At 42.2% G+C, this 22,555-nt stretch carries 14 protein-coding genes; 7 read left to right on the top strand and 7 right to left on the bottom strand.

Annotation, left to right across the window (positions count from 1 at the left end):
* Nucleotides 1–130 precede the first annotated feature (130 nt).
* On the bottom strand, nt 131–2,773 hold the full coding sequence (locus WJM94_RS04935) for a bifunctional diguanylate cyclase/phosphodiesterase (RefSeq protein ID WP_444493119.1): 2,643 nt from the start codon (nt 2,771–2,773) through the stop codon (nt 131–133).
* A gap of 690 nt (nt 2,774–3,463) precedes the next feature.
* Between WJM94_RS04935 and WJM94_RS04930 the strand changes: the two genes are divergently transcribed.
* The 5 genes from WJM94_RS04930 to WJM94_RS04910 all read left to right on the top strand — a co-directional run bounded on the left by WJM94_RS04930 (nt 3,464) and on the right by WJM94_RS04910 (nt 10,233).
* Nucleotides 3,464–3,931, top strand: coding sequence for an OsmC family protein (locus WJM94_RS04930; protein WP_444493118.1), 468 nt, complete (start codon nt 3,464–3,466; stop codon nt 3,929–3,931).
* An 89-nt stretch (nt 3,932–4,020) separates the two neighbouring features.
* The gene (locus WJM94_RS04925) at nt 4,021–5,031 is read left to right on the top strand and encodes a DUF2804 domain-containing protein (RefSeq protein ID WP_444493117.1); all 1,011 of its coding nucleotides are present in this window, start codon (nt 4,021–4,023) and stop codon (nt 5,029–5,031) included.
* Nucleotides 5,032–5,038: 7 nt separating this feature from the next.
* Entirely contained in the window at nt 5,039–5,902 is an 864-nt protein-coding gene (locus WJM94_RS04920) for a sterol desaturase family protein (RefSeq protein ID WP_444493116.1), read from the top strand.
* 479 nt (nt 5,903–6,381) lie between these two features.
* Nucleotides 6,382–8,979 (top strand): glycoside hydrolase family 3 C-terminal domain-containing protein, encoded by a 2,598-nt coding sequence (locus WJM94_RS04915; protein ID WP_444493115.1) that lies wholly within the window; start codon nt 6,382–6,384, stop codon nt 8,977–8,979.
* Nucleotides 8,980–9,294: 315 nt separating this feature from the next.
* Complete coding sequence (locus WJM94_RS04910; RefSeq protein WP_444493114.1) at nt 9,295–10,233, top strand: helix-turn-helix domain-containing protein; 939 nt, start codon at nt 9,295–9,297, stop codon at nt 10,231–10,233.
* 223 nt (nt 10,234–10,456) lie between these two features.
* On the opposite strand, the gene narL is transcribed toward WJM94_RS04910, so the two are convergent.
* The 6 genes from narL to cobA form a co-directional block, all read right to left on the bottom strand.
* The gene (narL, locus tag WJM94_RS04905; RefSeq protein ID WP_444493113.1) at nt 10,457–11,101 is read right to left on the bottom strand and encodes a two-component system response regulator NarL; all 645 of its coding nucleotides are present in this window, start codon (nt 11,099–11,101) and stop codon (nt 10,457–10,459) included.
* Nucleotides 11,102–11,284: 183 nt separating this feature from the next.
* A complete protein-coding gene (locus WJM94_RS04900; RefSeq protein WP_444493112.1) occupies nt 11,285–13,027 on the bottom strand; it encodes a protein kinase domain-containing protein in 1,743 nt (580 codons plus the stop codon).
* Between the two features lie 156 nt (nt 13,028–13,183).
* The gene (locus WJM94_RS04895) at nt 13,184–14,653 is read right to left on the bottom strand and encodes a NarK family nitrate/nitrite MFS transporter (RefSeq protein WP_444493111.1); all 1,470 of its coding nucleotides are present in this window, start codon (nt 14,651–14,653) and stop codon (nt 13,184–13,186) included.
* 90 nt (nt 14,654–14,743) lie between these two features.
* On the bottom strand, nt 14,744–15,070 hold the full coding sequence (gene nirD, locus WJM94_RS04890; RefSeq protein ID WP_444493110.1) for a nitrite reductase small subunit NirD: 327 nt from the start codon (nt 15,068–15,070) through the stop codon (nt 14,744–14,746).
* Nucleotides 15,071–15,107: 37 nt separating this feature from the next.
* Nucleotides 15,108–17,648: a nitrite reductase large subunit NirB gene (nirB, locus tag WJM94_RS04885; RefSeq protein WP_444493109.1), complete on the bottom strand. Its 2,541-nt coding sequence runs from the start codon at nt 17,646–17,648 to the stop codon at nt 15,108–15,110.
* A 44-nt stretch (nt 17,649–17,692) separates the two neighbouring features.
* Nucleotides 17,693–18,502, bottom strand: a complete 810-nt coding sequence (gene cobA, locus WJM94_RS04880; RefSeq protein ID WP_444493108.1) for a uroporphyrinogen-III C-methyltransferase — start codon at nt 18,500–18,502, stop codon at nt 17,693–17,695.
* Nucleotides 18,503–18,890: 388 nt separating this feature from the next.
* Here cobA and WJM94_RS04875 point away from each other — a divergent pair, with 388 nt between their 5' ends.
* Both WJM94_RS04875 and nifH read left to right on the top strand, forming a co-directional pair.
* Nucleotides 18,891–21,380 carry a molybdopterin oxidoreductase family protein gene (locus WJM94_RS04875; RefSeq protein WP_444493107.1) on the top strand — a complete coding sequence of 830 codons (2,490 nt, stop codon included), beginning with the start codon at nt 18,891–18,893 and terminating at the stop codon, nt 21,378–21,380.
* A gap of 245 nt (nt 21,381–21,625) precedes the next feature.
* Nucleotides 21,626–22,501, top strand: a complete 876-nt coding sequence (gene nifH, locus WJM94_RS04870) for a nitrogenase iron protein (protein WP_444493106.1) — start codon at nt 21,626–21,628, stop codon at nt 22,499–22,501.
* The last annotated feature ends 54 nt before the right edge of the window (nt 22,502–22,555 follow it).

The raw sequence follows: 22,555 nt of genomic DNA, 5'->3' as shown, positions 1-22,555 counted from the left end.
CCGGGACAGGTTGAACTCTACGGTATTGATTTGGTTGGAGGGTAGTTTGATCAATGAGATATTGTTGATTAGGGGAGTGAATAAGACAACAGGCCAAGTGCCAAGAGTAACTTAGCCTGTTATATGGCATTTAGTCGATATGATGACCAGAGAATGTTTCAAGCACTTCGTCCATTGGCATCGCTTTGTAAAAATAGAAGCCTTGTAGATTATTGATGTTCCAGAGTTTAAGTTTGCGTACCTGGCTTGCGGTCTCGACGCCTTCAGCAACGATGGTTAATCCCAGCTCTTGAGACATACTGGCAATATTGCGCACAAGTGTTTTTGCTCGATCATTGTTTTCAATTTCATCGATATATGATTTATCGAGCTTTACAATATCGAGTGGGAAGTTACAGATACTACTGAATGATGAATAACCAGTACCAAAATCATCTAATGCGAGTTGGACGCCTAAACGTTTAATCTCATTGATGCAGTTAATGGACTCTGCTTCTCCACCCATTAACATACTTTCGGTAATCTCAAGCACGAGGTTACCCGCGGAAACCTGATGTTCTTCTATCACTTTTTTAAGGTAGGTTATTAATCTCGAGTGATAAAAATGACGAGCACTCAAGTTAATATGAACCGTAAGCTGTGGTAATCCCTTAGATTGGCGAACTTTATTAAGCGGGCCAATAAACGCACAAGTTTGTTTGAGTATGGACTCCCCAAGTTCAATAATCAGTTTGCCTTGTTCAGCCATTGGTATAAAAACAGCGGGAGATATCATGCCAAGAGAGGGATGACTCCAACGGGCAAGAGATTCAAATCCAACGACTTCTTCAGACTTAGCATCAACAATCGGCTGGAAATACGGAACGATTTCTTCTTGTCGTATTGCCGTTTCTAAGTCGCGGTTAATGACCATCAACGTTTCCGCTTGCGCAGATAGCGCTTCATCAGCAATGAGCACTTCATGAAATTGGTGCCCACGTATTGACTGCGCTGAGTGACGTGCGGTCAAGAGCAAATGTTCCATCGTCTCATGAGTGATTTTGGGATCCATCATCACGGCTTTGCTGTGCAGTGACACAGTGATGTCAGAGAATATGGCCTTATAGGAAAGTTGGTTGAGTAGGCGGTTGGTTGCCTCAATGGCTTTGTTACGCTTCGTTTCTTCAGGAATCAGTACGATAAACTCATGCTCGCTAATACGGCCAATCTGATAACAACCTAAGTATTCTCTCAGCAATTTTGAAATGTATTGAACCGCTTCGTCAAAGACAAAGTGCCCGTAGACTTCTGCTATTTGTTTGAGTTGTTTACTACTGATGTATATAAAAGAAAAGTGGTTAGGCTGAGTCTTTATCAGCTCTTCAAGTGCCCCAAGAATCATTGGACGGTTACAAAAGCCAGAGACAGGATCAAAATCGGTTAATTTTTGAATCATTTCTGCTTGCTGTTTGGTTTCTCTAATATCTTGAAGCAACAACATAAGAGCGCTATGTCCATTATGTTGAATCAATGCCGCCTCTATAAGGAAATCAATGGATTCGCCGTTGCCATCTATCATACGTGCTTCGAATTGAGTTCTGCCATTTTCCAATTCGATCAACATATCTTCTAGTCTGGATTCACCTACTTCCGGTGAACAAAGTGTGTTGAGTTGACGTTTTATAAGTTCGGATTTTTTATAGTTAAGCATTTCTAATGCGCGTGGGTTAGCGTCGACAATTACACGCTCAATCACGAAAAGCATGCCTAACGAGGAACTGTGATAAAGGGCGTCGAAATTTTCCATTGAATCCTGCAACTGCAATTGAGTTGTAGAGGTATTTTCCGACAGTTTCTGTACTAATTTAGTCGCAAGCTCTAGTTCGTCTTTAGTGACGGATTGCATCCCTTCCAATTGATATTGAGAGGCGATTTTGTGGATGTCTTCAGCAAAGTGATTGAAGCGTATTGCAACCTTATTTTTGAAGATAACAAAAGTAATCGCTGCAATGAGTGATGCCACGAGCCCAACGGTACCAAACAAATAGATAAAGAGCGCGTTCCCTTTGGCATAATGCTCTCGCTTCATTTCTGTATCTAACCACGCGATGGGTGAGCCTGTAAGGTCGTTCAATAGGGAGGATGTGGTAATTGAGTCTGAAGATTTAACGATACTACGAGAGAGAATATTGTCCTGAGATGACACCGCTTCCAGCGAGTTGCTAGTTGAGAGAATTGAGCTGAAATCGCCTGGAAAGCGTACGGACAAATTTCTTCCCCAGACCATCCATCCGTTCGAAGCTCGATTACTTTCGCTATTTCTTACCGGGGTTAGACTAAGTCCCCAGATAGTGTCATCAATTTTTAAGAGGCCAGACAGACTGTCACGATGAATATCAAGTTGGTTGTTCATCGAATCTATGTACTGCTGGATGGCAGGGTGATTCACAATTTTATCTGATAGCGAAGACGATTTTTCTGGTGATTTTTCACGAGTCAATGATACTAGTTCATGCCCTTCGAGGGTTATGAAAGACATGATATCAAGATGTAAAGAGTCTAGTGTTTCTGTATAGAGATTTCTCTTGGTAAAGCCTTTGATATCTGGCTCGATAAATAGTTCGTAGGTCTCATCCCAGTACGCCCAGTCGTAAGAAGCTTCCTTTTGTTGGGTAACTATCATGTCAACAACAGCGAGTGCCTGCTTGTTAGCATGATTGATCTCCATGTTTTCTAATTCATCTAAACTGTACAGAAAAAAATAGCGACTTATGAACAGAAAACTTATCACCATTCCCAGCAAACCAAGTGAAAAGTATAAAGCAGTTTTATAGCGCAGATTTAGGTTAGATAAGCGAATAGTTTGCATTAAAAATGGTTATAAGTATAAGTTTGATGAAAGTGTATTGTATCTGACACTGTGTTTTTTTGACATAAGTCCAAGTTTGTTAAAAATAAATTAGTGTAATGTAGATAAGTTATTATGCAATTAGTTTTTGTTTTTTGAGAAGCATATATATTCAGGTTGAAATGCAATATAAAAATTGTGGTTAATTTGATCACTAGATGTGCTGTATTTGTCGAGAAGTCTAAAATGTAAATATACGAATGAAAGAGCTCATGCCTAAGAGAGTTTCTAAATAGTGAATGCAATAGTAAACTGTGAAAAAAACGACTGGAATGGATGATGTTTATTCTTTACCGCTTAGCCAAGTTGGCTGTCATTTGTATAATATTTTTCACTATTTATGATTTGATAGCATATGGTGAGATCACTTGGTTTTACCGCCTAATGGATTTTTTCAAATAGTCACATATTTTTGCATTTTCTAATATATCCAAGGTTCGGAAACGCAGTTTTGCTTGCATATATTAAATTCTTTCTGCTTTATTACACAAAGGTAAACGTTAAAGTACATTTTTGACCAGTTATCATCTCAACTTAACCGTGATGTACTGGTAGAAAAATAAATAGGATATTGGTATGAGTAAGCACACCGCACTGATTAAGTGGCAGCGTCAAATAAACGAAGTTTTCAGTGATAACAAATACAGTCGTGCACATACATGGGAATTCGATGGCGGGTTACAAGTACCTGCTTCACCTTCTCCGCATGTCGTGCCTCTGCCTTTATCTGTGGAAGAAAATGTCGATCCTGAGGAAGCGTTTGTCGCGGCGCTTTCTAGTTGTCATATGTTGGTCTTCTTATCTATAGCGGCAAAACGCCGCTACGTCATTGATTGCTATGTTGATGAAGCTGAAGGGGAGTTAACACAAGGTGAGAATGGGAAAGAGTGGGTGTCACGTGTAGTGCTGAATCCTAAGATTGTTTTTGCTGGTGAAAAACAGCCAACATATGAACAGCTAGAAAAGATGCATCACATGGCTCATGAAAATTGTTTTATTGCTAATTCAGTGAAGACGGAAGTGGTTACCAACATTCAGATCTAGAATTAATGGCATTGTTGTGCGGTAGCGCAAACTGCCACTTGTTAAATTAATGTTATCATTTGTATATGTTAACAAAGCAAGATTGAGTTATGAGTAGCCGCAACCCACTGGAGTCATTTATTCAATCAGATGGAAGGCCGATTTTTGGTCACTTAGACGCGATTCCCCGTTCTTTGGAGCTTGAACGCTTTAAATATCTGAATGAGATGGATAAGCCAGCATCAAAACTACGCAAGTATTTTGATTATAAGCAGTTCCAATTTGTTTCTTTAGTGACCCCTGAATATCTTGTCGGTATCGCGATTGCAGATATTCGTTATTTGGCGTCAGGGTTTTGTTACCTGTTTGATATTAAGAACAATGAGCTTATGGAGCAGCAATGGCTTAAACCTATCAATGTCGGTTATCAGACTGAGCCTTCTAGCTGGTCAAGTGTTTCAAATCTTGCAGATAATTCCATTCAATTCTCGATTCAAGAAGGCACGTGGCATGTACATTTTGTTACGGGGTCCGTGAATGCGGCAATACGCCTGAATCCTGAACCTCAAAGCGAACCACTCATGTTGTGTACTCCAACAGGATATTCTGGCTGGACTTATACGCAAAAACACAATGGACTATCGGTAAGTGGAAACCTGTTTATTTTTGGTCAAGAACAGGATTTAAACAAAGTCTCAGCAGGTTACGATTTTTCTGCGGGTTACATGAGAAGAGAAACCAGCTGGAGATGGGCAAGTATTAATCATTTGGGTGACAATCAACGGTTGGGGTTGAATCTTGCGGTGGGTGTAAATGAAACAGGATATTGTGAAAACGTTTTTTGGATAAATGGTGAACGCCATTTGATCGCGCCCGTACAGTTTCATTTTTCACGTGACAACCCTAATGAGGAGTGGAGGGTTACTTCTGAGGATGGACGAATTGACTTGATGTTTACTCCTTTAAATTGTCGCTCGGAACGAAAAAATTTCTGGTTTCTTAAAAGTAACTTTCGCCAATACATCGGCCATTTTAACGGTTTTATTATAGATGGGCATGGCATAAAGCATGTCCTGGACGATGTAATCGGACTGACAGAAGATCATTACGCAAAATGGTAGCAACTTGATGGATTGGACAATTGTAATGGAACGGCCGGAGCTTTTATTGATGCTTCTGGCCCCGCTCTTTTTCCTATGCATGTTGGCTGAATACTGGCTGGGGCAGTGTAGAGGTCGTTTACCGGAGAGCGCAGCCTACTACCTTCCTGAAGTGATATGTAATTTTGTATTGGCGGGTCTGCATCAAACCGTCGATATTCTTACCGGATTCTTTATTGCTCAATTGTATTTGTGGTGTTTTGGCTGGCGCTGGTTTGATATTGAAATGAGCTTATCGACTTTCTTGTTGCTGTTGTTTTTACAAGACTTTTTCTACTATTGGTTTCATCGATCCAGTCATCGAATCCGATGGATGTGGGCGGCTCATGTTGTGCATCACAGCTCGGAAAGAATGAATTTCAGCACCGCATTTCGTCAAAGCTTGATGTACCCGATTGCTGGCATGTGGCTATTTTGGCTGCCTTTAGTGATGATTGGCTTTGAGCCGAAGTGGGTGATCTTTGCCGTTTTATTGAACTTGGGTTTGCAGTTCTTTGTCCATACCCAATCCATTCGTTCACTTGGACTATTGGAGCTGGTATTTAATACTCCTTCTCATCACCGTGTTCATCATGGTATCAACCGACAATACATAGATAAAAACTACGCGGGTATCCTGATAATCTGGGATCGCATGTTTGGTACGTTTGAACCTGAAGTTGAAACAGTGCGCTACGGGATATCTAAACCAGTAAATAGCTTTAATCCTGTTAAGGTTACCTTTGCTGAATGGAAAGATATGTATAGAGAATTCAATAGACCCGCTTTATCGTGGCGTCAACGCTGGCGTTGCTTATTTGCCCCACCATCGGACTCTGTTGACTATAAGTAGCCAAAAATAGTCTCCTTTTTATCCATGAGATGGGGACGAAGATCGTCTTAGCGGCTTTCGTTACCAGCGTACACTCGTCCCTGCCTTATATTGCAACGCTACTATGTCGTCGAATTCGGTCGTTTCTCAACGCTTTATTAATACCAATCGTAGTAAATAACTGGTCATCCTAGCTTGTTAAAATACTCGATAACTGCGTTACAATTTTTGATTGTAGAATAACCACTTATCGAAAAATTCTGCCTTGTTCTCAAGCATTTTTCCTACGCTATTTCTGAATACTTACTTACTGTGATTGGTATAAGCCTTTTACATGTCTGGTTTGTATCTCTTATTAACTTCGGTGTCCCTCAATAACATTACCTCTCTCACACTTTTCACTCTTACTCCGAAAGGCAAAAACAACGCACCCAGCGTCCAAGTATGTCATCCAAAAACTCAATAGTATCTCAACGCGTGAAAACAAAGGAGAAAACGGGATGTTGAAGACCAAATTAAGTGTTGTGTCAGTGATGGTAGCTGCCACACTCCTTGCTGGTTGTAATAACAGCGATACAGATACCATTAATGACCCTAATGCGGTAGATGAGCTTGAAGTTCAGGCTCAAGAACTCGTATCAAAAATGACAGCAGACGAAAAACTGCACATGGTCATTGGCCCTGGCTTTTTTGCCACACCGATCAACCTTGACCCAAAAAAAGCTGTTGCTGGTACTGTTGGTTATATTAACGGTGTAAAAAATGAAGAGACCGGTGTGGATATTCAAGCCACTAAGCTGATGGATGGCCCTGCGGGTATTCGTATTACCGCCACAGTGGATGGTGATCCTAATACTTACTATGCAACTAACTTTCCGTCAGCGACGGTGCTTGCTTCCACTTGGAATACCGCGCTGGTACAACAAGTCGGTGCTGCGGCTGGTGAAGAAGGTAAAGAATATGGGGTCGATATCTGGCTGGCTCCTGGTATGAACATTCAACGTCACCCATTAGCGGGTCGTAACTTTGAATACTTCTCTGAAGACCCTCTTATCAGCGGTATGATGGGTGCTGCAATCGTCAACGGTGCTCAGAGCCAAGGCATTGGTACCACGATTAAGCACTATGTTGCCAATAACTCGGAAACTAACCGTCGTACATCCAACACTGTTATTACACCACGTGCAATGCGTGAGATTTACTTACGCGGTTTTAAATATACAGTTCAGCACGCTCAACCGTGGGCGATGATGTCATCATACAACCTGGTTAATGGTACTCAGGTAGGTGAGCGTGAAGATCTTATGGATACGATTGCTCGTGATGAATGGGGCTTTGAAGGTCTGGTAATGAGTGACTGGTGGGCTGGCTGGGATCCTATTGCTATGCTGAAAGCTGGCGTAGATGTTATTGAGCCAGGTGGTCAGTGGCGTTTTGGCCACAGTGATGACTGGTTCCCATACATCGAAGCCGCTTACGCTAACGGCGAACTTACTGATGATGTACTCGACAGAAATATTGTAAGAACGCTAAAACAGGTTCTGAAAACACCGAGTTCTCTAGGTTATGAATTCTCCAGAACACCTGACTTAGCTGCTCATGCGGCAATCGCTCTGCAAGCTGCTGAAGAAGGTATCGTTCTGCTTAAGAATACTGGCTCTGTATTACCACTTTCAACCGCTACCGCAAATATCGCATCTTTTGGTATAGGTCAGATGGCCACACTTCCTGTAGGTGGCGGCAGTGGTTCAGTTGAATCAGAACATATAACCACTATTAATGAAGGTTTGGAAGATAAAGGCTTTACACTGAACACGGCTCTCGTTAGCGCCTATGAAGTAGCGTTTAATACGTCACATTTTGCTGGTTCAATGGATGTAGCGAATGATAGTGATTCAAACCCTGATGTCTACTCAGGCGATAATGATTTTAACCCTGATAAATACTGTCAAGGGGGCGCGGCTCCTGGTGAAACGAACCCAGCGGGCTCTTTCTCTGTCTGTCGTGAGCTAAACCTGACCGATGCACAGATAACCGCTGCAGCTGACAGCAGTAATGTAGCAGTGATTACCCTTACTCGTACCACAGCTGAAGGTTCAGAAAACCCAGAACGTACGGATGAACTGACTTATCCGATGAATAAAGGTTACTACCTGAACGCTTTAGAAGAGAGTTTGATTAGTCGCGTCTCAGCGGCGTTCCACAATCAAAATAAACCGGTTATCGTTGTACTTAACACGGGTAACACCATTGATACGATTAAGTGGAGAGACCAGGTTGATGGTATCTTAGTTACTTACCTGCCAGGTCAGACAGCAGGTACTGCATTAGCTAACATTCTTTCGGGTGATGTTAACCCAAGTGGTAAACTGGCACAGACTTTCCCGTTAGGTTTGGATTCAGTGTCAAGCTACTCTGAAGATGGTGGTTCATTCCCAGGTAAGTACGAAGATAATTATGTCAATGAGGGGCCGAGTGACGTACCAGAGTTGAACTATGATGATCAAGTAGTTGCTAATAACGATCATCGTGACTTTAACCAGTACTACAGTGACGATATCTACGTAGGTTACCGTTACAATTCGACATTCAATGTTGATGTTGCCTATCCATTTGGTTTTGGTTTGTCGTACACCACATTTGATTTTGCGAACTCTGCACTTGTATCAAATACCCTTAACTCAGAAGGTAGTAACGGTAGTGTAACTATTAAAACTACAGTACGTAACACCGGGGGGCTCGCAGGTAAAGAAGTTGCACAAGTCTATGTGTCTGCACCTGATGGTAAATTGGCGAAACCTGAAATTGAACTGAAAGCGTTTGCTAAGACCGATGAAATTGCGGTTGGTGGGTCACAAGAGCTGACACTAAATATCCCAGCAGAGACTTTAGCGAGCTTTAACGCTGATAGTAACCAATGGATTATTGAGCCGGGTAGCTATGTAGCCCATGTGAGTAATTCATCAGACCTTCAAAGTGGTCAGTCTGTTTCTTTCACGATTAACCAAGAAATTGTGGTTGGTGAAACAACTCCGGATACTCTTACACTGCAACCAGAGTACGCTGGTGAACTAGAAGCGAGATTGCTATCAAAATAATTGTTAACTAATAGTTGATTGTGTAACTCAAGAGGTGGACTTCGGTTCACCTCATTTTTGTTCTGTGGCACATAAAATTTGAGAAATAGCACCTTGTTTGCTAATAAGTGTGGAGGAAGGATCACAAACTTGTCAAAAAAGTCTGACCGTTATCATGGTATCCATCAATTTGTGACGATTGATGGATACAAAATTATTATGATGAGTAATTATTTTACAGGTCGAAAATAATTAATTGGCACTATCATGGGATACTCTGTTTCTAGTCTATTAATTAACCGAAAAGTGAACTTGTTGTCTTCAATTGGTGTGGACGTGGATTCTATTATTTCGGAATGTAATATCAATAAGTTAAATTTAACTAATCCTAACGGAAGAATTCCTTATCAGCAGAGTAAAGATTTTATTATTAAAACGACTGAATATAACCGTTATATTTATAAAGATTTTTCATCAGTCTCGGGTCTATACGATGTATTTCCTCAGTTATTTAATTTGTGCTTAAATGAGTCAAATGCGTTAAATGCCGTTAATAGCTTTTTAAACTACAGATTCATTATGGGGGATAGCGACAGCTGTCAAATGGAAGTGAGCGATGACTCAATTTGTATTGAGTACAGCAACACCGACCCTAGTGCTCCGATGAACAGCTCTATTGGTCACTTTCTTCTGATTCGAGACATTATGAGCAAGTACGTCGATGACATTGATTGCAAGCTTATGTTCGACGGCTCTGTAAGTTTAAATAAAAGATTGACGAATGATCAATTTGAATCAAACTGCATTTTCGAACAGAACAAAAATCAAATGATTATAAAATCATCTTCTTTACTCAAAAAGAATAACACGTTCAATGAGTTTTTATACGGATTGCAAAAGAACAATGTAGAGCAGATCCGTAAGCAATTGCAAGTAGTTAATAATTTTTCATCCTCTGTTAAAGGAATAATTGAAAAACTAATTGAAGAAAAGTATTTAATTAGTGACTTATCTCTACTCGATGAAGTCTGCCATAAAATTGGTGTGAGCCGATGGACACTAAATAGAAAATTGAATGCAGAAAAAACATCGTTCAGTGAATTATCAAAAGACATTAAAGTCGAAAAGGCTTGTCTGTTGTTGGTAAGTACGGATAAGTCAATAAGTGAAATCAGTGAATTATGTGGTTTCTCATCACAATCTAATTTTACAAAGTTTATGCGTAAGAACCACGATATGTCTCCTGTTCAATATAGAAAAGCATATTCAAGTTAAAGGCGTTTATGCGTTTTATCTAAATTTCGTTTAATTTAATCCTCCCTTGTTTTCAGCCATTCCGTTTGCGCTTGACTCATAAGAGATTGGCGACTCCACTCGCAAGGCTTAAGGGGCTGATATCCCTTAAGCCTTTCTCGGCTGAGATGAAGTTGATCTTGTTTAGTTCAGGACGGTGTCATTCGGTTATCAAGTCCGGTGGACTTCTCATCCATGAGTTTGACTATTGATTCTCGATCATCCAGACCGCAGCCTCTAAGCGAGAACTGACGTTGATCTTTTTCAAAAGATTTTTGACATGGACCTTTACCGTAGAGTCTGTGATTTTCAGTTCATGAGCAATGAGCTTATTACTCATGCCTTTGGAAATGAGCGATAAAATTTCAAGCTCTCGACTAGTGAGTGTTTTTAGCGGGCTTTCTTGAATTGGCTTTTTGGGCTTATTCGTCGACTGAATGAGTACTTTGGTAAGTCGGTCTGATAATGCTAGCTGTCCCAACACGGCTTGTTTGATATTAGTTACTATGTCTTCTGGTTCCATGTCTTTTAACAGATAACCATCCGCACCACTCGATATCGCGTTGAGTACATCATCTTCACTGTCAGAAACGGTTAGCATGACCACACGGGAGTTGACGCCTTTTGCTCTCATTTGACGGACGGTTTCTAAGCCATCTATTCCTTGCATGTTTAGATCAAGGATAATCAGGTCCGGATCATGCTGAACCGCACCTTCGACAGCATCAGTACCGTTGTTATATTCGCATATCACTTGCAAGCCTTCTTCAGAGGCTATCAGCTGTCGTAACCCACTGCGAAACAGTGGGTGGTCGTCGACCAACATTATCGTTGCTGTTTCTAAGGTCACAGTTAACTCCTTTAACTCTTCCTTGTCTTATCATCATGATTTAGTGTCACTAAATCTACAATTATTTTTTACTCCTGAAAAACAAGTTATCTTTGCATAACCAATCAACTAGTGCCTGATAGAGGATACGTTCTATTTGTTGTGTTTAAAAAGGTGTAGATAATCTGTGGCGCATATATCCAGTTAACGCAGTAAAAGTAATCCTTCAATGATCGCGATCGCCCCAGTGAGCAATGCGAGGGATTTCCAAAATAAAATTGGCTTACGTTTTAATAATGGTTTGTTACCGACACCATTTAATAACTGGGCATTTGGAGTAAAAAGATCAGCGATAAAGTCGCCTAGTGCCTCATATCGATTGTTGGGAAGCTCTGCCGTGGCCTTTTTAAATGCGAGGTCAACCCAAAGTGGGATATCTTCTCGAAATTCTTTGACAGTATGGTAATGCCATTTTATGTGTCTTGCCTGCTGCAGTGTTTGCTGAGAATGTTCTTTGTACGGGAGGTGACCGGTGAGCATTTCGTACCCGATAATGCCGACAGAAAACAGATCAGACAGAGTGCTTGCTTGCCCGGTATTTATATACTCAGGAGCCGTATAGTTGACTGAGCCAAGAGGGAAAGATGCATTTTCTTCCGTTTTCAATTCACTTAGGCCTTTGACTTCAACGGCACCAAAGTCGATGATTTTTACTTCTAAATCTCTCGTGATCATGATGTTTTCAGGCTTAAGATCACGGTGGACCATATCAGCCCGCTGGAAAACCCGTACTGCTTTTACGATACCATCCAATATTTCACGAACGGTATCTAAGTGTGGGTTAGGGTGGTCATGCATCCATTGACGCAAAGTCGACCCTTCAATGTACTCGCAGACCTGATAGATAAATTTCGAATCAGCAGGCCTTGGGAACATTTTCATTACTCGGCGACTGTCTAGTTGAGTCGCCACCCAGTACTCATTGGCGAATCTTATTAGCGTTTCTGGGTCGTCAATGTAATTCAGTGAGGGTACTTTAATAATGATATTGCAGCCTTTTTGTTTATCGAAAGCCAGATAAACGTGACTGCGTGACCCTTCGTATAGGGTTTTTAGTATTTCAAAATGATCGAGGATCTGACCTTGCTTCAATGCTGGTGGAATATTGTTTGCGAGTAAGGCTGTTTGATGTTCAATCAAATTAAAACTAGGTAATTCCATGACTTTCAAAGCGATACAGCTCGTGTTGTCAGTGCTTCCTTTCAATAGTGCTTCGTCACACAAGGCTTGAGAGAGTGTCTCGCAAGATTCTATATTGGTAACTTGTTGTTTGATCTCATCATGCGTTAAGGTCTCATGGACTCCGTCAGTGGTTAAAATGAATCTGTCGTTTTCTTTGAGCGGCAATGTTTGAAAATCTATTTCAACCTTTTCATCCATTCCAAGGGCTCGAGTCAGATAACTCTGGTGTCCGAAGTTAGTACGTTGATGATCTCGGGTAAGTAGGGTGAGCTTTTTGTCACGATAGAGATAAATTCGACTATCACCAACGTGAAAGATGTAGCCGGTGTTGGATTTTATAACAATGGCGCTAAAAGTCGTCACCATACCGTTGTGGTAAAGGTGACCATTTCCCTGATTGTAAAGCCAGCTGTTTAAACTGGTGAGCAATTCACTTGCGGAACGTTTAATACTCCAACTTGAAGGGGTGGCATAGTAATCGGTAACAAACTGGGTGGTAGCAGTTTGGCTTGCTTGTTGAGCTTGGTTACTGCAACTCACACCATCTGCAATACAAGCGACAACGCCTTTGTAAGCAAGCTCATCATGTGTACTGGGGTACTTGACGATAAAGGCGTCTTGATTTTCGGCTCTTTTACCGGTCAAAGAGCACCCAGAAAATTCGATATGTTGTTTTTCTTGAGCTGACTTTTCTTGAACTGACATTGAGTCTTCCTTGCCGTATTTTCCCTAAATAAAAAGTAACAAGAACAAAAGCCCAACCACTAGTGGTCGAGCCTTTGAACGATATTGAACACTACCAATGCGCTAGCTTTAAGTTAGTAAAACTCAATATCTCCCGATAAACCTTCTCTATATATTTTAGTTAGATACGTCGATAAGTGTCACACTGCCATCTTCATTAACTTCTGCGATTTTACCTGATGGTTCTTCCATAAACATTAGAGCGGCAAAACCAACGACTGCAGTCGCTGCAATCACATAGAAGAACGTTTGGTAAGAGACAAACGACAAGATGGTCAGGTAAGTCACGGCACCAACATTACCGTAGGCTCCGGTCATACCTGCAATTTGTCCGGTCATTCGACGCTTGATCAGAGGAACGGTTGCAAATACGGCTCCTTCGCCAGCCTGAACAAAGAACGAACAACACATTGCAGCAGCAACGGCTAACCATACAGGCCAACTTTCGTTTACCTGTCCCATAAGGAAGTAACCCACAGCCAGACCAGCAGTTAGAATGAGTAGCGTCAGTTTACGGCCAAACATATCTGAAATTAAACCACCGCCAGGGCGAGACATCAGGTTCATGAAAGCGTAAGCAGAAGCGACCATACCAGCAACAACGGGTGTCAGTTCGAATGTTTCTGAAAAGAATAATGGCAACATTGAGACCACTGCTAATTCAGAACCAAACGTTGCAAAGTATAGGACGTTCAGAACTGCCACTTGCTTGAACTTGTACTGATGAATAGGTTCAACTGGTTTTTCGAATATCGATTTGTTTACTTTCCACACCTGATTAGCATCGATAACGTAAAGCACAGCAAGACCTACGTAGATAGCGTTTACCACCCACTGCTCTAACATATTGATGTTGCTCGGTGACAGCTTCCAAGTGAGCAGAGCGAGTACTGCGTACATTGGTACTTTCATTGCCAATAGGAAAAAGAAATCACCTTTTGATGTCACTTCCATTGCTGAAAGGTGTTTTGGTCTAAAGTAGGTCGCTCCCTTTGGTGTATCTGAAACGTTTTTGTAAAAAACAACGGAGAACAGAAGACTCATTGCCCCTGTTATAGCGGTAGCGTAACGCCAACCGTCGTCGCCGCCTAAGATAAGCGCCAGCGTTGGCAATGTGAATGCTGCTGCGGCAGAACCAAAGTTACCCCAGCCACCGTAAATACCCTCTGCGGTTCCGAGTTGATTGTGTGGAAACCATTCAGAAACCAGACGAATACCGATAACAAAGCCTGCTCCGATAAAACCAAGAAGGAAACGTGCAATGGCTGCCTGAACAAAGGAATCTGCAAAGGCGAACATGAAACATGGAATAGAGCAGATTGCCAGCAACGCCGAATACACAATTCGTGGTCCGAAGCGGTCAGTAAACATACCGATGAGCACACGCGCCGGTATAGTTAATGCGACGTTTAAGATCAATAGGGTTTTAATTTCCTGACTCGAAAGGCCAAGCGATTCTTTCACCATTTGTAGCAATGGTGCAAAGTTAAACCAGACAACAAATGTAATAAAAAATGCCATCCAGCTTAAGTGGAGGATCTTCATTTTTCCAGTAAAGGAAAAGAGGGTGAATTTTGAGCTTTCCATGTTCAATAATCCTTATAAGATTTTTCTTGAAGGCATTGTCTTGGTTATTTAGCTAAGACAATGCCACGGTGTTTTGGCGGTTGCTTCTCGTTATTGTCGAAGTTCGATCATGCCGTTGTTATTTCTTACTTCATAAATCGGCACGTTATATTCTGGGTTTTCGATGCATTTTCCTGTCTCCAGACAGAAATGTTGTTTGTATAACGGCGATGCCACACACAGTATTTCGTTGATACAGCCCACAATTCCTCTCGATAAAATATTAGCTTTGCCGATAGGGTCGTAATTAGAGATTGCGTGTAAAGAATTAGTGCGTTTGCTAAAAAAAATGGCGATCTGTTTATTGCCGACTTTGGCGCAAACACCGGTATTTGGTGCGATAACATCTGACTCACAGACTGATATCCAGTTACTCATATTGATTCTCCTAAAATGAAACTCTTTCATCCGTAAGTTAGTTAACTTCGACGATTTCGATAGCCAACTCTTCAGCGGTATTTTTTGGAAACTTCTGTTCTCGGATGGTAACGAACTTAAGCGATTCATCACGATCAGGACTGTTGATAAAGTGACTGAAGCGGCGCAGTTTTTCAGGGGATTCCAATGTGGTTTTCCATTCACATTGGTAGTTAGCCAGACTGTCTTTCATGGATCTTTCCAGTTCTTCAGCCAGTCCGAGCTTATCGTTAATAACCACTTCTTTGAGGTAGTCAATGCCGCCTTCCAGGTTCTCAAGCCAGACGGAAGTGCGTTGCAGTCTGTCTGCCGTACGGATATAGAACATAAGCACTCGGTCAACATACTTAATCAACGTTTCGTCGTTCAAATCTGTTGCCAGTAAGTCGGCGTGACGAGGACGCATACCGCCATTACCACAGACATAAAGGTTCCATCCTTTATCTGTCGCTATCACACCGATATCTTTTGACTGGGCTTCGGCACATTCGCGTGTACAACCAGATACCGCAAACTTAAGCTTGTGTGGAGAACGAAGGCCTTTATAGCGGTTTTCTAAATCGATAGCGAAACCGACACTATTACCCACACCGTATCGGCACCAGGTGCTACCCACGCAGGACTTCACGGTACGAACGGATTTACCGTAGGCATGGCCGGTCTCAAAGCCTGCATCAACCAGGCGTTTCCAGATAGCAGGAAGATCATTAAGTTGAGCGCCAAACAGGTCAATTCGCTGTCCTCCGGTGACTTTGGTATAAAGATCGAAATCACGAGCCACTTCGCCAATGACGATGAGTTTTTCTGGTGTAATTTCACCCCCAGCAACCCTTGGTACAACAGAGTAGGTACCGTCTTTTTGCATGTTACCCAGATAGATATCGTTAGTATCCTGAAGCTCGATATGTTCATCCTGCAGGATATAATCATTCCAGTAGGAGGCTAAGATAGAACCCGCAGTCGGTTTACATACTTCACAGCCAAGCCCTTGACCGTATTTTTCTAACAGTTCATCGAACGTTTTTATGTTATTAATCCGAATGAGGTCACTCATTTCTTGACGAGAATAGGCAAAATGCTCACAAACATGGTTATTGACTTCGACACCCAGTTTCTCCAACTCGTTGTCGAGCACTTGTTTTGCCAGTGCACTACAACCGCCGCAACCCGTTGATGCGTTGGTGGTCTCTTTTAGAGCAGCCATTGTGGTGCAACCAGCCGCTACCGCTTGTTTAATAGAGCCTTTAGTAACATCGAAACATGAACAGATAACCGCGCTGTCAGGTAAAGCATCAATACCTAGTCCCGCTGATTCTTCTTCAGCCACATTAGGCAGGATTAATACGGATGGATTCTCAGGTAATGGGAGATCGTTCTGGCGAATCTGCAACAGATTTCCATAGGCACTGGCATCACCAACTAAGACTGCGCCTACAATTTTCTTTTTATCTTCAGAGACGATCAGGCGTTTATAAACTCGTTCAATTTCATCTTTGTATGTGTATGACAGGGCTCCTGCTGTCTGGCCATGGACATCGCCAATACTTGCAACATCGACACCCATTAGTTTCAATTTGGTGCTCATATCTGCGCCAGTAAATTGGGCGCTCTTGTCAGAGCCAAGGATATGTTGAGCCGCAACTTTCGCCATTTGGTAGCCAGGTGCTACCAGGCCGAAAATGCGCTGCTCCCATAATGCACACTCACCAATCGCGTAGATGTCTTCGTAGTTGGTTTGGCAGTTGTTGTTAATCACAATGCCACCGCGCTCGCCAATCTCTATCGTGCTATTACGAGCCAACTCATCTTGTGGGCGAATACCAGCAGAGAAGACGATCATATCGGTGTCAATATGAGTACCGTCAGCGAAATTCATTCTGTAACGGCATTCGTTACCATCGACGATTTCTGTGGTCGCCTTTTCTGTATGGACGGTGACGCCCAGAGCTTCAATTTTGCGGCGAAGTAAATCACCACCATCTTGATCAAGCTGAACCGCCATCAAACGAGGTGCAAACTCAACAACATGCGTCTCTAAGCCAAGATTTTTGATGGCATTAGCCGCCTCCAGACCCAGTAAACCACCACCAATAACGACGCCAATCTTACTCTCTTTACTCGAGCGTTCGATTTCGTCCAAATCTTCTATGGTTCGGTATACATGACAGAATTCTTTTTCATTACCAGGAATAGGGGGAACAAACGGGAACGAGCCCGTAGCGAGCACTAATTTGTCATAGCTCTCAACACGGCCTGAAGCAGTGACGATCTGTTTATCTTCCGGGTTTACGTGACTCACTTTCTCATTCAGTAAGTATTTAATACCGTTTGACTGATAATAACCTTCACTGGTTAACGACAGGTCTTCTACTGTTTTTCCAGTAAAATATGAGGTCAACTGAACACGATCATAAGCCAGGCGTGGCTCTTCAGAAAACGTTATTACTTCAACATTCTCTTGCTCAGACTGGATTAACGTATCAATAAACTTATGGCCAACCATTCCGTTACCGACCACTATGATTTTTTGTTTGCTCATAATCTAATTTCCCTTAGTAATTCTGACTTTCCATGGCCGTGTAATCAGGCACTTTTCAGTAAACTTGACTCGGAAAGAACTTCCATATTTTTGTTGTTAAGCTGTTGTAACCATTGCATTTGGTCTGCGACTTTGACGACATCACCTATTACGATTAATGCAGGAGACTTTACCGAATGACGCGACACTAATTCGGAAAGCTCAGTGAGGTGACCGATGATCGTTCTTTGCTGAGGAGTACAACCGTTTTCAATAATTGCCACGGGCTTATCTGCATTCATACCTGAACTGATCAACTGCTGCTGTATTAATGGAGCTTTGGTGAGACCCATATAAATGACTAACGTTTGGTTCAGCTGAGCTAAAGCACTCCAGTTAATTTCAAGCTTCTTATCCGCATGTGCGGTGATGAATGTGCACCCCTGTGCTAAACCTCGGTGGGTGAGTGGGATATTGGAATACGTGGAGCATCCGGATGCGGCAGTAATGCCCGGAACCACACTCACGTTAATGCCTAATTTCGCGAGAAACAGCATTTCTTCACCACCGCGTCCAAAAACGAAGGAGTCTCCACCTTTTACTCGACATACGTTCTTTGCATCCAATGCAAAATTGGCAATCAACTGGTTAATTTCTTCTTGTTTATAGCTGTGACAGCCTTTTGCTTTCCCTACATAGACAAGGTTGCAATGAGCCGGAAACAGAGCACGGATCCCGTTACTGACTAAGTTGTCGTATACGATGACATCGGCACGTTCAATGGCCTTAATAGCCTTGATGGTAAGTAAGTCTGGATCGCCAGGTCCAGCACCTACCAGTGATACGTTTCCAATAACTGAATTTTGTGTATTCATCATCATTGCCTCGAATGTGATTTTGCTAGTTGTTAGCCACAAAGCAATATGGGTGCCAGCATGATTTATTTTTGTTAAAAACACATAAAAAACAATAAAAACAAATAGATATAATGTTTTGTTTTTGTGAGGTGTGGAGTGTGAGGGAAATGGGGACTACTACCAAAAGTGGTAGATGAATATGTTTTATGGTCAATGTTGCATCAAAATGGGTAAATATACACAAAAGGTGGTAGTTTTATTGAGTTATAATATCTACCACTTTAGTGGTATACGTCATATTAACTATATGATTATTAATATTATATTGTGTAAAAGCATTGATATTGGATGATTGGAATGGTTTTTGCTCATTAGTTATTAAAATTAAAGTTGGAGACTGGTGGGTATGAGCGAAGGATGGATCAAATCAACATGTGCTTATTGTGGTGTAGGGTGTGGAATTGAAGCCAGACCTAAGTCAAATGGACAGCTGGAAGTACGTGGCGACAAAGAACACCCCTCAAATTACGGTAAATTATGTACTAAAGGCATTGCTTTAGGAGACACCGTTATCCATGACGGTCGTTTACTGACTCCAAAACTCAAAACAGAAGCAGGTAACTGGCGTGACACTGAGTGGGATGAGGCATTATCCCGCGTAGCAAAAGGTTTCGCTGATACGATAGAGGAGTTTGGTCCGGAATCCGTGGCGTTCTATGTCTCTGGGCAGCTCTTAACAGAAGACTACTACGTAGCGAATAAACTAATAAAAGGTTTTCTTGGCACCGCGAATATCGACAGCAATTCTCGCTTGTGTATGGCATCCACCGTCGTAGGACATAAACGTGCTTTCGGGATGGATACGGTTCCCGTTTGCTATGAGGATCTAGAAAAAACGGACTTGGTTATATTAGTTGGTTCCAATCTGGCCTGGTGCCATCCTGTGCTATTTCAGCGTTTGAGAGCGGCTAAGCAGACTAACGCTAATCTGAAAGTCATCGTCATAGATCCGCGCCGAAATGAATCCTGTGAGATTGCCGATCTTCATTTAGCGATTAATCCCGGCTCTGATGTTGCGCTTTTTAATGGCTTATTGGTCTATCTCGGGGAACATAATATTGTTGATCACTCTTTTATTGGTTCGTCGACAAACGGTTTCAGTGATGCGTATCAGTCTGCATTAAATGATTCAGACGTGAGTGGTGTCACTGGCATTGATTTGGCATCACTTCAGCAATTCTATGAGTATTTTGCTCAAACAGAAAAAGTCATCACGGTCTACTCACAAGGCGTGAACCAGTCCTCTCAAGGCTCTGACAAAGTAAACAGTATTATTAATTGTCACTTGGCTACCGGAAAGATAGGCAAAGAAGGGTCTGGTCCATTTTCTGTTACAGGACAACCAAACGCGATGGGAGGTCGGGAAGTTGGCGCTTTGGCGAACACGCTGACCGCACACATGGAGTTTCATCCTGATGATATTGCTCGTCTTGAGGCGTTTTGGCAAACCGATACCTTAGCGAAAAAGCCGGGATTAAAAGCGATTGATATGTTTGATGCCATTCATAGCGGCGAGATTAAAGCAGTCTGGATCATGGCGACAAACCCAATAGTCAGTCTTCCTGACAGTGAAAAGATTAAGCAAGCATTAGAAAATTGTCCCTTGGTTGTGGTGTCGGATTGTATTGAGAACACTGCTACGACAGCATACGCTGATGTTCTATTACCAGCACAAGGCTGGAGCGAAAAATCAGGTACGGTGACGAATTCTGAACGTCGTATCTCACGCCAGCGCAGACTTCTGGCTAGTCCGGGTCTTGCAAAGCCGGATTGGTGGATTATTTCTCAAGTGGCGCAAAGGATCGGCTTTAAAGAAGCATTTGATTATTTACATGAGGGGGAAATATTCAGGGAGTATGCTCAACTTACAACCTTAGGTAACTCAGACCTCGAAAGTGAACAAGCCAAACTACGAGACCTGAATTTAGCTGGCCTTGCAGAAATAACCGATTCTGAATACAACTCACTTTCTCCACAGCAGTGGCCGGTAAAAGAGAAACAAAACAAGATTGTTCATCAGCGAATGTTTGCAGATAGACGCTTCTTCACTGAGGATCACCGCGCCAACTTTGTCGCGGTAAAGCATACATTGCCGCAAGCATCTACATCGAAAGTGTTCCCCTTAGTGATGAATACCGGTAGAAGTCGAGATCAGTGGCATACCATGACGCGTACCGGCTTATCGAGTCGTTTGGCGGAACATGCCAGTGAACCGTACGTATTGATACATCCCAAAACGGCGATGCAATATGGCATTTCTAATGACGAAATGATGGTTGTGTTCAATAAGAACGGAGAGTGTGTCGTTAAAGTGACCATTAGTGACACCATGAAGCCCGGTGAAATTTTTGTCCCTATTCACTGGAATGAAATCACAGGCCCGTTAAGTAAGCCTTGTTCTCTGGTTGATGCTCGCACGGATAATTTGTCTGGCCAACCTGAATTCAAATATACCCCTGTCGATATCAAGCCCTATGACTTTAAAACTAGTGCAACCGTATTGGTGAGAGAGTCTATTGCTTTTGACAATGTGGGGTATGTTGCCAGACAAAAAGTGGATGGTGGATATTTATATCGAATCCGTACACCGATGGAGATTACAGCTCTTCAGAAAAAAATAGAGTCACTTTTAGCGAATACTCAACCTGTAGATAAACAGGTTTCCAGAGATGACCCATCAATAAAAGGGATGCTAACTGTTGTAGATAACAAAGTAGCCTCTTTATATAAGCTGACGAAAAATGAGCCAAGCTTAGATGAAGTCCAAGCGTTGACTAAGTTGTTCAACAAGAGTGTCGACGATGATTCTTCTCTGCATGTTTTAATGGGGGATTAGAGCCGCAACAGTACTATCAAGGGTAACTTTCGTCCTTTCGTTACCCTTTCCTTATTCTTATGCCAACCTGTGCCAAGCCATCCAATCACGACAAACAAATCTTGTACTAAAACAAACAATGTCAGTTGTTTGTTTTCAGCGATACAAAGGTGAGATAAATTAAGTTATTGAAATATATATGAATTGGTATTTGGTATGCATTTCGCAATATCTGTCATGAGTCTAAATTAAAAAGGAGATAGACCATGGCAATTCGTCAATGTGCAATTTATGGAAAAGGCGGTATCGGCAAATCCACTACAACTCAAAACTTAGTAGCGGCTCTAGCTGAAGCAGGCCAAAAGGTAATGATCATCGGTTGTGACCCGAAAGCGGATTCAACTCGTCTTATCCTACACACTAAGATGCAAAATACCATCATGGAAATGGCAGCGGAAGCCGGTACTGTTGAAGACATCGAACTAGAAGATGTACTACTGACTGGTTACGGTGACGTTAAATGTGTTGAGTCAGGCGGTCCAGAGCCAGGCGTTGGTTGTGCAGGTCGTGGTGTAATCACAGCGATCAACTTCCTGGAAGAAGAAGGTGCGTACGACGAAGACCTAGATTTCGTATTCTACGATGTTCTTGGTGACGTTGTGTGTGGTGGTTTCGCGATGCCAATTCGTGAAAACAAAGCGCAAGAAATCTACATCGTTGTTTCTGGTGAAATGATGGCAATGTACGCAGCAAACAATATCTCTAAAGGTATTTGTAAGTACGCGGCAACAGGTAGTGTTCGTCTTGCAGGTTTAATTTGTAACTCTCGTAACACTGACCGTGAAGATGAGCTGATCATGGCTCTTGCAGCTAAGATCGGTACTCAAATGATTCACTTCGTACCTCGTGACAACATCGTACAACGTGCAGAAATCCGTCGTATGACTGTTATCGAGTATGACCCAACTTGTAACCAAGCTGACGAATACCGCGCTCTTGCTAAGAAAGTTATCGAGAACCAAATGTTCGTTATCCCTGAGCCATGTTCTATGGATGAGCTTGAAGACCTGTTAATGGAATTCGGCATCATGGAAGTTGAAGACGAGTCTATCGTTGGTAAAACTGCTGCTGAACTAGCTTAAGTAACTGATTCGGCTTAAATATTAGTTAAGCCGTTATAAGCTAAAAATAAATTT

It is taken from the genome of Vibrio sp. YIC-376, from assembly GCF_052353105.1.
In the GTDB taxonomy this organism is placed as follows: domain Bacteria; phylum Pseudomonadota; class Gammaproteobacteria; order Enterobacterales; family Vibrionaceae; genus Vibrio.
Note: the sequence above shows the minus strand (reverse complement) of the source record. Positions and strands in the feature narration are given on the sequence as shown.